The organism is Pedobacter steynii, from assembly GCF_900103665.1.
Taxonomy (GTDB): Bacteria; Bacteroidota; Bacteroidia; order Sphingobacteriales; family Sphingobacteriaceae; genus Pedobacter; species Pedobacter steynii.
This window is the reverse complement of record NZ_FNGY01000013.1, coordinates 60,866-74,602: the sequence shown is the minus strand read 5'-3', so window position 1 is coordinate 74,602 and position 13,737 is coordinate 60,866. Positions and strand designations below refer to the sequence as shown.

The 13,737-nt window shown below is 39.9% G+C and carries 14 protein-coding genes; 4 read left to right on the top strand and 10 right to left on the bottom strand.

Annotated elements, in window-relative coordinates; genetic code table 11:
- Nucleotides 1-29 precede the first annotated feature (29 nt).
- The 9 genes from BLQ87_RS28375 to ubiE form a co-directional block, all read right to left on the bottom strand.
- Complete coding sequence (locus tag BLQ87_RS28375; RefSeq protein WP_074612279.1) at nucleotides 30-770, bottom strand: isoprenyl transferase; 741 nt, start codon at nucleotides 768-770, stop codon at nucleotides 30-32.
- Between the two features lie 18 nt (nucleotides 771-788).
- Complete coding sequence (porG, locus tag BLQ87_RS28370; protein ID WP_074612278.1) at nucleotides 789-1,619, bottom strand: type IX secretion system protein PorG; 831 nt, start codon at nucleotides 1,617-1,619, stop codon at nucleotides 789-791.
- A gap of 1 nt (nucleotide 1,620) precedes the next feature.
- Nucleotides 1,621-2,502 (bottom strand): NAD kinase, encoded by an 882-nt coding sequence (locus BLQ87_RS28365; protein WP_074612277.1) that lies wholly within the window; start codon nucleotides 2,500-2,502, stop codon nucleotides 1,621-1,623.
- A gap of 9 nt (nucleotides 2,503-2,511) precedes the next feature.
- Nucleotides 2,512-3,174 (bottom strand): CBS domain-containing protein, encoded by a 663-nt coding sequence (locus tag BLQ87_RS28360; protein ID WP_073232545.1) that lies wholly within the window; start codon nucleotides 3,172-3,174, stop codon nucleotides 2,512-2,514.
- A complete protein-coding gene (locus BLQ87_RS28355) occupies nucleotides 3,174-3,938 on the bottom strand; it encodes an alpha/beta fold hydrolase (RefSeq protein WP_074612276.1) in 765 nt (254 codons plus the stop codon). Before BLQ87_RS28355 ends, BLQ87_RS28360 begins: the two co-directional genes overlap by 1 nt.
- Before the next feature lie 115 nt (nucleotides 3,939-4,053).
- Entirely contained in the window at nucleotides 4,054-4,500 is a 447-nt protein-coding gene (locus BLQ87_RS28350) for a GatB/YqeY domain-containing protein (protein WP_074612275.1), read from the bottom strand.
- Between the two features lie 19 nt (nucleotides 4,501-4,519).
- Nucleotides 4,520-5,275 carry an SDR family NAD(P)-dependent oxidoreductase gene (locus BLQ87_RS28345; RefSeq protein ID WP_074612274.1) on the bottom strand — a complete coding sequence of 252 codons (756 nt, stop codon included), beginning with the start codon at nucleotides 5,273-5,275 and terminating at the stop codon, nucleotides 4,520-4,522.
- A 123-nt stretch (nucleotides 5,276-5,398) separates the two neighbouring features.
- Nucleotides 5,399-6,160, bottom strand: coding sequence for a type IX secretion/gliding motility protein PorT/SprT (gene porT, locus BLQ87_RS28340; RefSeq protein WP_074612273.1), 762 nt, complete (start codon nucleotides 6,158-6,160; stop codon nucleotides 5,399-5,401).
- Nucleotides 6,161-6,197: 37 nt separating this feature from the next.
- Entirely contained in the window at nucleotides 6,198-6,929 is a 732-nt protein-coding gene (ubiE, locus tag BLQ87_RS28335) for a bifunctional demethylmenaquinone methyltransferase/2-methoxy-6-polyprenyl-1,4-benzoquinol methylase UbiE (RefSeq protein ID WP_074612272.1), read from the bottom strand.
- 52 nt (nucleotides 6,930-6,981) lie between these two features.
- Here ubiE and yihA point away from each other — a divergent pair, with 52 nt between their 5' ends.
- From yihA to BLQ87_RS28315, 4 genes are all read left to right on the top strand, one after another.
- Nucleotides 6,982-7,611: a ribosome biogenesis GTP-binding protein YihA/YsxC gene (gene yihA, locus BLQ87_RS28330; protein ID WP_074612271.1), complete on the top strand. Its 630-nt coding sequence runs from the start codon at nucleotides 6,982-6,984 to the stop codon at nucleotides 7,609-7,611.
- A gap of 10 nt (nucleotides 7,612-7,621) precedes the next feature.
- Nucleotides 7,622-8,491, top strand: coding sequence for a UbiA-like polyprenyltransferase (locus BLQ87_RS28325; RefSeq protein WP_074612270.1), 870 nt, complete (start codon nucleotides 7,622-7,624; stop codon nucleotides 8,489-8,491).
- 169 nt (nucleotides 8,492-8,660) lie between these two features.
- Nucleotides 8,661-10,376 carry a M3 family oligoendopeptidase gene (locus tag BLQ87_RS28320; RefSeq protein ID WP_074612269.1) on the top strand — a complete coding sequence of 572 codons (1,716 nt, stop codon included), beginning with the start codon at nucleotides 8,661-8,663 and terminating at the stop codon, nucleotides 10,374-10,376.
- 57 nt (nucleotides 10,377-10,433) lie between these two features.
- On the top strand, nucleotides 10,434-12,389 hold the full coding sequence (locus tag BLQ87_RS28315; protein ID WP_074612268.1) for an amino acid permease: 1,956 nt from the start codon (nucleotides 10,434-10,436) through the stop codon (nucleotides 12,387-12,389).
- Nucleotides 12,390-12,986: 597 nt separating this feature from the next.
- On the opposite strand, the gene BLQ87_RS28310 is transcribed toward BLQ87_RS28315, so the two are convergent.
- On the bottom strand, nucleotides 12,987-13,736 hold the full coding sequence (locus BLQ87_RS28310) for a DUF1223 domain-containing protein (protein WP_074612267.1): 750 nt from the start codon (nucleotides 13,734-13,736) through the stop codon (nucleotides 12,987-12,989).
- Nucleotide 13,737 lies beyond the last annotated feature (1 nt).

Below are 13,737 nucleotides of genomic sequence, written 5' to 3'. Positions count from 1 at the left end.
ACACATGTTAAAAAGTGTTAAAAGTAAAATTAGTTCAACTGTTCACTAATTTTACCGAAGCGGCGTTCGCGCTTTTGGTAGTCTACAATTGCTTCAAAAAGGTCTTCCCTTCTAAAGTCAGGCCACAAAGTATCGGTAAAATACAGTTCGGTATAAGCCATCTGCCACAACAGAAAATTGCTGATCCTATGTTCGCCGCTCGTCCTGATCATGAGTTCAGGATCGGGAATATTCGTGGTTGTCAGCTGGGCTGAAAAAGTATTTTCATCGATTTCATCAACATTAATCTCCTGATCTTTAACTTTTTGGGCCAGTTTCTTTGCCGCCTCAATGATTTCCCATTTCGCGCTATAGCTCAAAGCAAGTGTCAGGGTACAACGCGTATTTTTCGCGGTATTATCCATCGCACTTTTCAGATCGTCAATACATTTTTGTGGAAGGGAAGAGATGTCCCCGATGGCGTTAAGTCTGATGTTATTCTTATTAAGCGTTGCGGTTTCCTGATTAATGGTTGAGATCAGCAGCTCCATTAAAGCATTTACTTCTTCTATGGGCCTATTCCAGTTTTCGGTAGAAAAAGCATATACAGTCAGGTATTTAATACCTATATCTGCGCAACCTTCTACGATATCTTTTACAGATAACACCCCACTTTCATGGCCAAAGTGCCTGAATTTGCCTTGATTTTTTGCCCATCTCCCATTTCCATCCATGATGATTGCGATGTGCTCAGGCAGGCGTGTAACGTCAATTTGTTCTTTAAATCCCATTTATAATTGCAAATATGCTTAAAATGTATAACATTTTTGGGACACAAAGGTATAAGATATGCCAATACCTACAAACATATAGGTATCTCTTTTTCTAAAATCGCCTCTTTGGGTCCCGGAAAGAGTTCTTCGGGGAATGCCTGATACTAAGGGACCTCTGTTAGGATCTGAAAGCATTAAGCCCCTATCTCCATCGGCAGGTGGATTATTGGCATCTGGGTATTTCCCACTTACGTCATCCAGATAATCTGTAAACGCGGTCCTATATCCAATCTGAGAAAACAAGCCCCAGTTTTCCTTCAATCTAACTTTAAAACCTACTCCATAAGGAACAGTAAGTGCGTAATTTTTATAAGGTTCTTTTTGTCCTTCTGTTCTGTAAAATCTCAGGTTATATTCCTGATCTCCCAACTCGGCCACATGCGGATAATATCCTTTTGGGCTAAAGAAGACCCCTCCTATTCCTGTGAATATATAAGGCGTAAATCCTTTCGTTCCTCCCCCGGCAAAATAATCCAGGAAGTTAAAATCAACCTGCAGACTGATTTCATTCAAAGAAGTCTTAAAATTAAGGCCTCTATCTCTAAACTGAGCATTGTCAGAACTCAGGTCGTTTGCCTTGATTTTACCGAAATTATAATGGATACCAAGGCCCCAGTAAGGATCAAAATTCATCTTTACATAAGCTCCGGCAGATATCCCGCTAATTTTCAAAGGTTTTGTCTGATTCAGGTCCCCCATGTATCCTGCACCCCCACCGACCACACCGAGCTCCATTGTTTGAGCAGCAGCATTAAATCCAATGAAAGAGATCACAAAAAAACAGAAAAGCCTTGTTCCGTATCGCATCTTAATAGTTACGGGTATCAATACCCCAAAGTAGTTTATTTCTTAACGTGGTCAGGTAACTTTCATTGTTCAGCCTGATCAGATTTACATGAAAGGCGGCTTTATTTAAGGTCAGCTTTACAGAGCGGTCTACCGTTTCCGTTCTTGAATCGCAGGAAACCAGGAACTTTGCACTTCTGGCTTCTACTTCAAATGTAAGTGAAACATCATCAGGAATGATGACAGGTCTTACATTCAGGTTATGTGGCGCAATTGGGGTGATCACAAAATTTTGTGAACTTGGGTAAATGATCGGGCCACCGCAGCTTAAAGAATAAGCCGTTGAGCCTGTAGGTGTGGCAATGATCAAACCATCCGCCCAATAAGAATTCACGAATTCATTATTCATATAAGCATGAATAATCATCATCGCTGATTTATCCCTTCTATGAATCGTGATGTCATTTAAGGCGAAGTTTTCCTCACCAAACAGGTCAAATTTTGACTCCAGACTCAGTAAAGTCCTTTTATCCAGAGAATATTCTTTATTGTGGAGTGCTTTGATCGCGATTCTGATTTCATCTTTATTGATGCTCGCTAAAAATCCCAGTCGGCCGAAGTTAATTCCGATCACCGGGATTCCCGAATCGCGGATCAGCGATAGCGTATCCAGTAATGTTCCGTCCCCACCCAGGCTAATCAGGACGTCTGCCTGACCAACCAATTCGGTATGGTTACTAAAAACAACAATGCCCTCAGGCAGCTTGATTTTATCTTTTATAAAGTCAAGGTAATCTTTGGAAACAAGAATGGGCGCTTTTGATTCGCCCAGAACATTGAATACTTCCTGTACATATGGTAAAACGCTATTATTGAACTCTCTACCGTAAATTGCAGTTCTCATTTATGGGTTTTATACGTTTAAATAATTCATGAATGAATTATATCTGTCTTCGGTACCATTATCTGAAATGGTGCTGTTAAACACAGCCTTGACCTGGTAATTATATCGCTCAAAGGAGGCGATAATTCCCGACAATTCAGTTTTATTGATTTTTAGAGTGACTTCCAGTTTTGTAGAATCGGGAAAAGACTGCACATAAGAAGAAAGAATCTGCGCATTATCGGCTTCCACAATCTGTGCCATGTGAGAAAGGGAGTTATTGCGGTTACTAATTTCCAGTACAATAATCCCCCCCGGTTCTTTTACCGCATAAATATCGGCTGTATAATCTAACAGATTATTTATAGAGATTAGTCCCAAATAGTTTTTTTTATAATCCAGAACAGGAACTACCGATAAGTGCAATTGATGAAAAAGTCTGATGATATCATAGATGTGCGCATCCTCATAAACAAAAGGGTTTAAAATAGACAAAGGCAAACTGCCGATTGCCTGTTCTGTGTCCCTAACTTCAATCAACTCTTCTTCTGCCAGCAACCCCAGAAACTGGGTTTCATTTACAATGGGTAAATGGTATAGCTTGAACTCAGTCATCCGCTCCAAAGCTTTCTGAACCGAGTCAGAAGTCTTTAGCGGGGGAATTGAATTTGATATGAGTTCAGATGCAAACATTATTTAAGTAATATTCTATTTAAAAATTTCTCCAGATATTCATTAAACGCTTCCGGGCGCTCCATCATCGGTGCATGTCCGCATTTATCCACCCAATTCAATTCTGAGTTAGGCAATAGTTCGTGAAATTCTTCCGCAACCTCAGGAGGAGTTACCTTATCCTGCTTTCCCCAGATTAAAGAAACAGGAATCGTAATCCTGGACAGGTCTTTCGACATGTTATGGCGGATAGCCGATTTAGCTAAAGCCAGAATCCGGATTACCCTGGAACGGTCATTCACACTTTTATATACATCATCTACCAACTCCTTGGTAGCAACTGCAGGGTCATAGAAAGTAAACTCTACCTTTTCCCTAATATAATCATAACTTTCTCTTCTTGGAAATGATCCGCCAAAAGCATTTTCATATAAGCCAGAGCTTCCTGTTAATACCAGCGCTTTTACATTTTCCTGATGGGAAGTCGTAAATACAAGACCTACATGTCCGCCCAATGAATTCCCAATTAAAACGACCTGACTAAGTTTCTTATATTTTAAAAATCTGTTTACATATTTTGACAAGCTCTTTACACCTAAAGTAAGTATCGGGAGCTCATAAATTGGTAAAATAGGTACCATAACATGATAATTGGCCTTAAAATGATCAATTACCCCTTCCCAGTTGCTCAACTCTCCCATTAAACCATGAAGTAATACCAGGGGTTCTCCTTTTCCAGCCTCTATATATTTAAACCCGTCTTCGTCTATTACTTCGTATTTCATATTTTGTGTTAAGTAAGGTAATGCTACTAAGTTAGTAGAGTAAATTAAATTTAATGTAATTTAAAAGATTAATTTTTTGAAAAAAGGTTTAAACACATAAATTTTCAAGCATATTTTATGCCAATTGCGCTTTCACAATCTCAGCGATCAGTTTTCCGTCTGCTTTACCTGCAAGTTCCTTGTTTGCAAGGCCAATTACTTTACCCATTTCTTTTACTGAAGCCGCACCGGAATCTTTGATGATCTGAGCGATGATGCTTTCAATTTCTGCCTGCTCCAATTGCTTAGGCATAAAGCGGCTGATTACTTCGATTTCTTCTTCTTCAATAACGCTCAGGTCTTCACGTCCCTGTTGCTTATAGATATCAGCAGATTCGCGACGTTGTTTTACCAGCTTTTGTAAGATCTTTGATTCCACTTCTTCTGTAATCTCTTCGCTTGACCCTTTTTCTGTTTTAGCCAGCAATAAAGCCGCTTTAATTGCTCTCAAACCTCGTAACTGTGCCTGATCTTTAGCCAGCATCGCTTTTTTAATCTCCTGATCTATTGTACTTGATATCATATCTGTTTCGATTAATATTTTAATTTCTTTTAATAATGGCACCCGTCGCCTGAGCAGCAGGCATAATGAGCATATCGTTGATATTTACGTGTGCGGGTCTGCTTACTGCAAACCAAATTGCCTCTGCAATATCATTGGCAACCAGTGGTTCCAATCCATCATATACCTTCTTTGCCCTTCCTTCATCTCCTTTAAAACGGACTTTCGAAAACTCTGTTTCTACCATTCCCGGATTGATGGCTGTTACTTTTATTCCATGAGGTAATAAGTCTATGCGCATACCTTTATTCAGCGCATCGACTGCATGTTTTGTAGCACAGTAAACATTTCCGTTAGGATATACTTCTTGTCCGGCAATAGAACCTATGTTAATGATATGGCCTGACTTTTGGCTGATCATCCAGTTGGAAACAATCTTGGTTACATAAAGCAATCCTTTAACATTGGTATCAATCATAGTATCCCAATCAGAAATATTTCCTTTATCAATAGGATCTAACCCCTGACTTAGTCCGGCATTATTGATCAGCACATCCACCTGTTTCCATTGGGCAGGTAACGTTTCCAGCGCATAAGATAAATCGTCGTGAATTCTCACATCGGCAACAAGAGTTTTTGTTTCAATGGCATATTTATCTTCCAGGCGTTTGGCCACCTCTTTTAATAAATTCTCTCTTCTTGCCACCAAAATTAAGCGATAGCCCTGTGCAGCAAATAAGTCTGCGCAGGCTTCTCCGATTCCTGAAGTTGCTCCTGTAATTAATGCAGTTTTCATCTGTATATATTTAATATTTTATCGGTTATGAAACCATTGTTTATTTCTGGTTTCATTAGTACTCTGATTATTCTTTTTTGAAGGATATTGTCTTAACAAAATTAAACTTTTTTTCCAGCCACATCATTCAAAAAATAAACTGAATGTCACATGTCGTAACATGAGCTTATCAATCGGAGTGGAAAACACATGCGGAGCTTCGTTTTTCTTCACACTATCAAAAGAATAAGACAATTTGATCTCCGGTGACATTTTGAAATATTCAAAGTACAGGTCCATCCCTAGCCCGGCTTCATAGGAAAGGAAGTTACGACGGTTATTCACAAACTTCTCCAGGGGATCGGTAACGTTATTGTTATCAGACTTTTTCTTGGAAGATATATCTGCAGTATACTTAACCCCTCCCATCATATAAGCCCGGAAATTGTTCCTTCTGTTAGACTTGATTTTCAAACTCAGGGGAAAGTCCACGAAAGTGGTCTCCAGTTTTTTTTGCACATCTATAGGCGCCTGCCCGGAACCAGTTCCTGGTGGTTCTTCAAAACGATAATTTAAAATCCTGTCGTTAAAAACCAATATCGGAGTTAACCGAACGTCTACGTTATCATGGATCTTTTGGTTCACCACAAAGCCAATTCCGAATCCGGCAGAAGGTTTTGAAGAGATAGAACTGAATCCGCCAGGCACATCACTTCTCAGCTCCCAACGCTGCACGTCAACATCCTTCCAATCTACTTTCTTTAGAATCTTATATTCCGAAGAGACATACTGAAAGGTAAATCCAAAATGAAGGTTATTGTCATCGATCCCGCCACCCCAGTTCTGAGCCTTTACTGTCGCAACAGAAAGCAGGCACATCAAAGAAAGGAGCAGTTTCATTTTCATATAGATGACTGAGCTATGTGGCCCGTTATTTTAAATTTTATTTTGTTCCCGTATAAATCGCGCAAATGCCAAACGTCAACCTGATATCTTTTGCGTTTTTAAAACCAACCTTTGTCAACATTGCATTAAATGTATCTCCATCAGGAAATGCCGCAACTGACTCTGGTAAATAAGTATAGGCACTGGCATCTTTAGAAAATGCTCTCCCAAAGAACGGAGTTACATAATTAAAGTAAAAATTATAGCCCTGTTTAACGGGGAACTTCCTTGGTTTTGAAAACTCAAGAATGACTATTTTCCCACCTGGTTTAAGCACGCGGTACATATCTTTTATCCCTTTCTCCAGGTTTTCATAATTCCTGACACCAAAGGCCACGGTTACGGCATCAAAATGATTGTCGTCGAAATGTAAACCTTCTGAATCTCCCATTTGAACAGAGAAAACAGGGTGTAAATTCCGCTCATTGATCTTTTTACGGGCCACTTCCAGCATTCCTTCAGAAATATCTACCCCGATTACCTTCTCAGGATTCAGAATTTTAATCGCCTCAAAAGCAAAATCTCCGGTTCCTGTTGCGACATCAAGCATCAAGCGCGGCTTGATCGACTTGAGCTCAGCAATTGCCCTTTTACGCCATAGAATATCAATTCCGAGCGACATAAAGTGGTTTAAAAAATCATAAGTTCCTGATATCTTATCAAACATTGAGGCTACTTGTTCCTTTTTGGGAGCCGTTGCAGAGTGGGAGGTGGAGATCTTTTCGTTCATAGTAAGGCGCAAAGATAAGTATTGTTGAAAACTAATTTTCTACCTTTGTCAAATGATTATAAAATCAGCAACATTTATTTGTAGTAATACAAAGGTTTCGGCTCTACCTGTAGCCAATATGCCCGAATATGCATTCATCGGACGTTCCAACGTTGGAAAATCCTCATTAATTAATATGCTGGTGAACCAGCATGGTTTAGCAAAAACATCTCAAAGACCCGGAAAAACCCAGTTGATCAACCATTTTCTCATCAACGAAAAATGGTATATTGTAGATTTACCCGGATATGGATATGCGAAAGTTTCAAAAAACAGCAGAGAAAACTGGGAGAAATTTATTCGCAACTACATCACGAAAAGAGAAAGTTTACAATGCGTCTTCGTATTGATAGATAGCCGTTTAGAACCTCAAAAAATAGATCTTGAGTTTTGCTGCTGGATGGGAGAAATTCAGATTCCTTTCGTATTGGCTTTCACAAAAGCAGATAAGCAGTCGACGGCAAAAACAAATCAAAACGTTGCTGCCTTCAAAAAAGCATTGGGTGGGTGGTTTGAAGAGATTCCTCCATGCTTCGTGACTTCTTCAGAAAAAAGCGTAGGAAGAGAGGAGATCCTAGAGTTTATAGATCAGACAAACCTTGATTTTGCCATGCCTATTTTAACACCGGATACAGATTTTTAAATTGTCTTTCATGAAGAAGTATTTTTCTCTGGTCCTGTTTGCCCATTCCATCTTTGCGCTTCCTTTTGCAATGATTGGATTTTTCCTGGGAGTAACGACAACAGATCATCCTTTCAACTGGTTATTACTGGTGGCGGTCCTGCTATGTATGGTCTTTGCCCGCAATGCCGCAATGGCATTTAACAGGTATCTGGACAGAAATATTGATGCAAAGAATCCACGCACTCAGATGCGCGACATTCCGGCAGGAAAAGTTTCCGCAAATGAAGCCCTCATCTTTGTCATCATTAACTGCATTTTATTTGTTGCAACCACTGCATTCATCAACACGCTTTGTCTTTATCTATCGCCTGTTGCCTTATTTGTGGTTTTATTCTATAGCTATACCAAAAGGTTTACAGCATTATGCCACCTGGTACTCGGCCTTGGTCTGTCTCTGGCTCCCATTGGTGCATACATCGCCGTAACCGGAGCATTTAGTATCGTTCCGGTATTGTATTCTTTTGCCGTATTGTTTTGGGTGAGTGGTTTCGACATCATCTATGCCCTGCAGGATGAAGATTTTGACAGGGAAGAAAAACTGCATTCTATCCCCGCAGCTTTAGGAATTAAAAATGCGCTGAGACTTTCCGTGGTATTACATGTTTTCTCTGCACTATGTGTGATTCTGCCGATTTTCTTTACGCCACATAACTTCAGCTGGTTTTACTATGTAGGCGTTGCATTTTTCTGCTTTATGTTGATTTATCAGCATTTACTGGTAAAACCAAACGATATCAGTAAAGTAAACAAAGCTTTTGCAACCACTAATGGTTTTGCTTCTGTAGTCTTTGCGGTCTGCTTTCTGGCAGATGTGCTTTTCAGAACGATATTACACTAAAATATTATTCGACCAGGGGGACCATTTTCAACGTTAAGCTGGAAATGGTCCCTTTATATTTCCAAAGGAAAACTACCGCTTTTCTGCGCATTAGAATTCAATTGTCTTTTCCAATTGCCGAGGACCTCTCCGTTCCTTATATTTGCCTTATCTTAATTTTTAAAAACCTATGATTAATCTCAATATACCTGCAAAACAAAGAGCCTATATCCCTCAAAACCTGGAAATGAAATGGGACAACCTGGAGCCTATTCTTAATGATTTACTCGCACGTCCCATAGCAGATGTTTCCGGTCTGGAGCAATGGCTGAAAGACAAGAGTGAGCTCGAAGCTGCACTTGAGGAAGATTTTGCATGGAGGTATATCAAAATGAGTTGCGATACGGCAAATGAAGAACTGCTGCAATCTTTTCAATATTTTGCAACAGAGATCGAACCAAAGATCTCCCCTATCGCCAATCAGCTGAACCAAAAGTTCAACGACAGCCCTTTTATCGATGAACTGGATCAGGAGAAATATTTCGTTTACATCAGGGCCATCAGAAAAGCGATTGAAATCTATAGGGAAGAAAACGTGGAGCTATTGACCAAATTACAGGTTACCCAGCAGAAATATCAGGGCGTTACAGGAGCAATGAGTGTAGAGATAGGTGGACAGGAATATACATTGGAACAAGCGGCAAATTTCATTAAAGATACCGATAGAAGCATCAGACAACAAGCATGGGAAACGATTCAGCAACGTCGTCTGGTAGACAAAGATGATTTAAACATACTGTTTGATGAACTCGTAGCCATGCGTCACCAGGTTGCGTTAAATGCGGGCTTTGAGAATTACAGAGATTATATGTTCCAGGCACTGGGCAGATTTGACTACACTCCACAGGATTGTTATCATTTCCACGAAGCAATTGAAAAACAAGTGGTTCCGATCTTAAAAGAACAGGCACAAAAACGTGCAGATGCTTTAGGGATTGAAGTCCTGAAACCCTGGGATATGGAGGTGAGTACGACTGGAAAAGCGGCTTTAAAACCCTTCAAAAATGGGGCAGAACTGATCGATAAGAGCATTGAATGTTTTAATGCTATAGATCCGAAACTGGGACAAATGCTGGCTACAATGAAATTAAATAACCTGTTTGATGTGGAAAGCAGGAAAGGTAAAGCACCTGGTGGATACAACTACCCACTTGCAGAAACCGGAGCGCCTTTTATTTTCATGAACTCCGCAAATTCCCTGAGAGATTTAACGACGATGGTTCATGAAGGTGGTCATGCGATCCATACCTTCCTTACAGCTCATCTGGAACTGAACGATTTCAAACATTGTCCTTCTGAGGTCGCGGAACTCGCTTCAATGAGCATGGAGCTCATCTCTATGGACAACTGGAACATCTATTTTGACAATGAAGAAGACCTTCTTCGTGCAAAAAGAGAACAATTACAGGATGTATTGAAAACCCTTCCATGGGTAGCGGTAATTGACCAGTTTCAACATTGGATCTATACCAACCCAAGTCACAATGCGGCCGATAGAGAAGAGACTTTCAAGCAAATATACACCCGTTTCGGTGCCGGATTCTCCAACTGGGAAGGACAGGAAGCCGAATTTGGCAATCTTTGGCAAAAACAACTTCATCTTTTTGAAGTTCCTTTTTATTATATAGAATATGCAATCGCACAATTGGGTGCTATTGCCATTTGGAAAAACTACAAGGAGCATCCACAAAAGGCCATGGAACAATACCTGGAGGCACTTTCTTTGGGGTATACGAAACCGATCAATGAAATTTATGAAACTGCAGGGATCAAATTTGACTTCAGTTTAAGCTATATTCAAGAGCTGGCCTCCTTTGTAAAAGACGAATTACAGAAATTAGGTTAATAGTTTAGAAGTAAATTTATAAGTTTGAATAATACAAACTAAACTAACCAATATTCTATGTTTGAAAAACTCTTCAGAAAGAAATCTATTACCAAAATATTAGAAGATGCAGAAAAAGGCTATGGAGAACATGGAACTTCTTTACATAAAACACTGGGGGTAAGAGATCTTACCGCCTTTGGGATTGCAGCAATCATTGGTGCAGGAATTTTTAGTACGATTGGAAAAGCGAGTGCCGATGGAGGACCTGCTGTAATATTTCTATTCATTTTTACCGCCGTTGCCTGTAGCTTTGCTGCCTTTGCCTACGCAGAATTCGCATCAATGGTCCCGGTATCGGGGAGTGCTTACACCTATTCTTATGTAGCATTCGGCGAATTGGTGGCCTGGATTATTGGATGGTCACTCATTATGGAATATTCCATTGGAAATATAACGGTGGCCATTTCCTGGTCAGATTATTTTACAGGGCTCCTCTCTTCCATAAAGATTCCCGCCTTAGGTATTAAAGGCATTCACGTACCTGATTGGGCAACTATGGATTACCTTTCCGCTTACAATGGGCACAAACATGCTGAAGCGTTAGTGAATGCAGGAAAAAGCTTTGCCAATCTTGATGATGCTACCAGAATTGCCAATAATGCCTGGATTACCGCACCAAAAATCGGAGGTTTTCATATTGTAGCCGACTTACCGGCATTAGGAATTATCATCTTCATTACCTGGCTGATCTACAGAGGAATGAAAGAATCGAGAAATGCGAGTAATGCGATGGTCGTTGTGAAGCTTGCCGTGATCCTGTTGGTACTTGCAGTGGGTATTTTCTATGTAGATACTGCTAACTGGAATCCTTTTGCACCTAATGGTGTTTCAGGAGTTCTAAAAGGCGTTTCAGCAGTATTCTTTGCTTACATCGGATTTGATGCCATTTCCACTACTGCAGAAGAGTGTAAGAATCCGCAGCGCGATCTTCCAAAGGGAATGATGTGGGCAATTATTATCTGTACAATCTTATATGTAGCCATAGCGCTGGTCCTTACCGGTATCGTAAATTACAGTCTTTTGGCTGTGGGAGATCCCCTGGCATTTGTATTTGACCACATCAATCTTAAGCTGATGAGTGGAATCATTGCAGTGAGTGCCGTATTTGCAATGGCAAGCGTATTATTGGTTTTCCAAATGGGACAACCCAGAATCTGGATGAGCATGAGCCGTGATGGCTTATTACCGAAATCATTTTCTAAGATCCACCCTAAATACCAAACCCCATCTTTTGCAACCATAGTGGTTGGTTTTGTCGTAGCCATCCCTTCTTTATTTATGAACCTCACTATCGTAACCGATCTTTGTTCCATAGGAACATTATTCGCCTTCGTATTGGTATGCGCAGGAGTTCTGGTATTGCAAAACAAACCAAATATTCAAAGAGGAAAATTCAAAACCCCTTATGTCAATTCGAAATACATTGTTCCTGTTGTTTTTATAGCAGTGCTGATCCTTGGGTTTACCAATTATAAAAAGGAAACAAATGCGTTTATTTTCAATACGCCAAGAGTATACGAGCCTGTACATTTTATTACTTCACTTAATCCGTCAGAACTCGAACTAGTTAAAGGGGAAATCAAAAACTCATCGGTAAAAATAAATACTGCAGAAAACCAGGATGCTACGGCTTACCTTAACGGCTTATCCGAAGATCAGTACCAAAACTTTATGGACCAATCTACGGTGAACGTGGAGAAAAAATACGAATCAGGGTGGGGCTTGTTTAAGCATAAGATTCCCATGTGGATCTTCCTGATCATCTGTCTGGTGATTATTTATTATTGTATCACCAAAAATCTGTCCCTGATTCCGGTCCTTGGTTTAATCAGCTGTTTATACATGATGTGTGAGCTTGGTATTTCCAACTGGATTGGCTTTGGCATCTGGCTGATTATAGGTCTTGTCGTGTACTTCCTATATGGCTACAGACATAGCAAGCTGGGGAAACAAAATAGTCCCGCGGTATAACTTTTAAACCTACTTCATTTTCAAGCCTCTGAATATAAATTCAGGGGCTTTTTTACAAATCACCCATTCCAGCGTTTATTTTAAACCCAATTGATTCGGTATCGCTTGAATACAAGCAGATAATTCGAATGTTCAAAAGACATTGAGCAGATATATGAGAAACTTTTTTGGGTACAGATAGACGTTCCTGAGCATCCATGCTACGTTCAAAGGACGTTCCAATTAACTATTGTGACCGAACGACAACCGAACATGGATCGAAGGGAGTCAGTACCAATTCTCCTAATACCGACACCGCCAAATTTCAATATACCGATTTAGTACGCAGAAATAAAAATTTCAGAATGTAAATTCGAGAATATTTCTCAATATATTATTTTTTTAGAAAATATATTTATACATTAGATTTATTAGAAATAATAAGATTAAAACGATGTCTCACAAAATCAACAATAAAGAGACTGGACATCCCTAAATTGCCCTCCTATAATTATCCCTATAATTGTTTGGTTAGACGACCAGCAATAAAGGCTCCTCCCCGGAGCCTTTTTTATTTGATCAAAATCCAACAAAAAAAGAGAAAAGCCTTTGGCTTTATTAAAGAGAAAGCTCAACGGCAGAAATGACGTTAAAGTTTTTTTGATTTTGCAAATAAACAAGAACATGAAGTCCTTTTGGATCCAGGCCTTCTGGAACACCCAAACTTATGCTCCCCGAATGTTCCAGTGCAGTCGCAGAATAAAAGCTGCGAACCACATTCAGGTGCTCCAACAATTTACCTTTATTTTCCCCCGCATTAACCTGAACGGATTCCTGTCTTTGCAACAAGGCAACCGATATCAGATTCCCTTTCAATTTTTGATCCAAGGTATAATCCAATAGTACTTGCCCATCTTTTATATTCACTTTATATTGTGGTTGCTGTAATTTGACCTTCTTTTTAAGGGCATTATTGATCGCGCCATGCATTTTTTCGGTATCCGATCCAATGAAGGCTTCTTTGCCATTGACAATTGCCTGAGGCGTGTAAACCTGCCCCAGGAAAAATGCACTATATTTATATTGCCTTTCGGTAAACTCAGGCCGGCTAAATTTATCTGTCCAACCTAGTTTATTCCAGTAATCTACATGAAAAGCCAACACATAAACCGGTCTACCCTGATATTCCTGGTCAATCTCTTTTAAAAGCTTTTCCGCAGCCGGACAACTGGAACATCCTTCGGAAGTAAACAATTCGACAACCGCAAAACCAGTATCGTTAGTCGTACTTTTTTGTGTCGCCTTTTCCGGGCCTCCATTGACCACAGCCCAGGTGATCAGAGACGTGAGTAACAATAAATGTTTCATA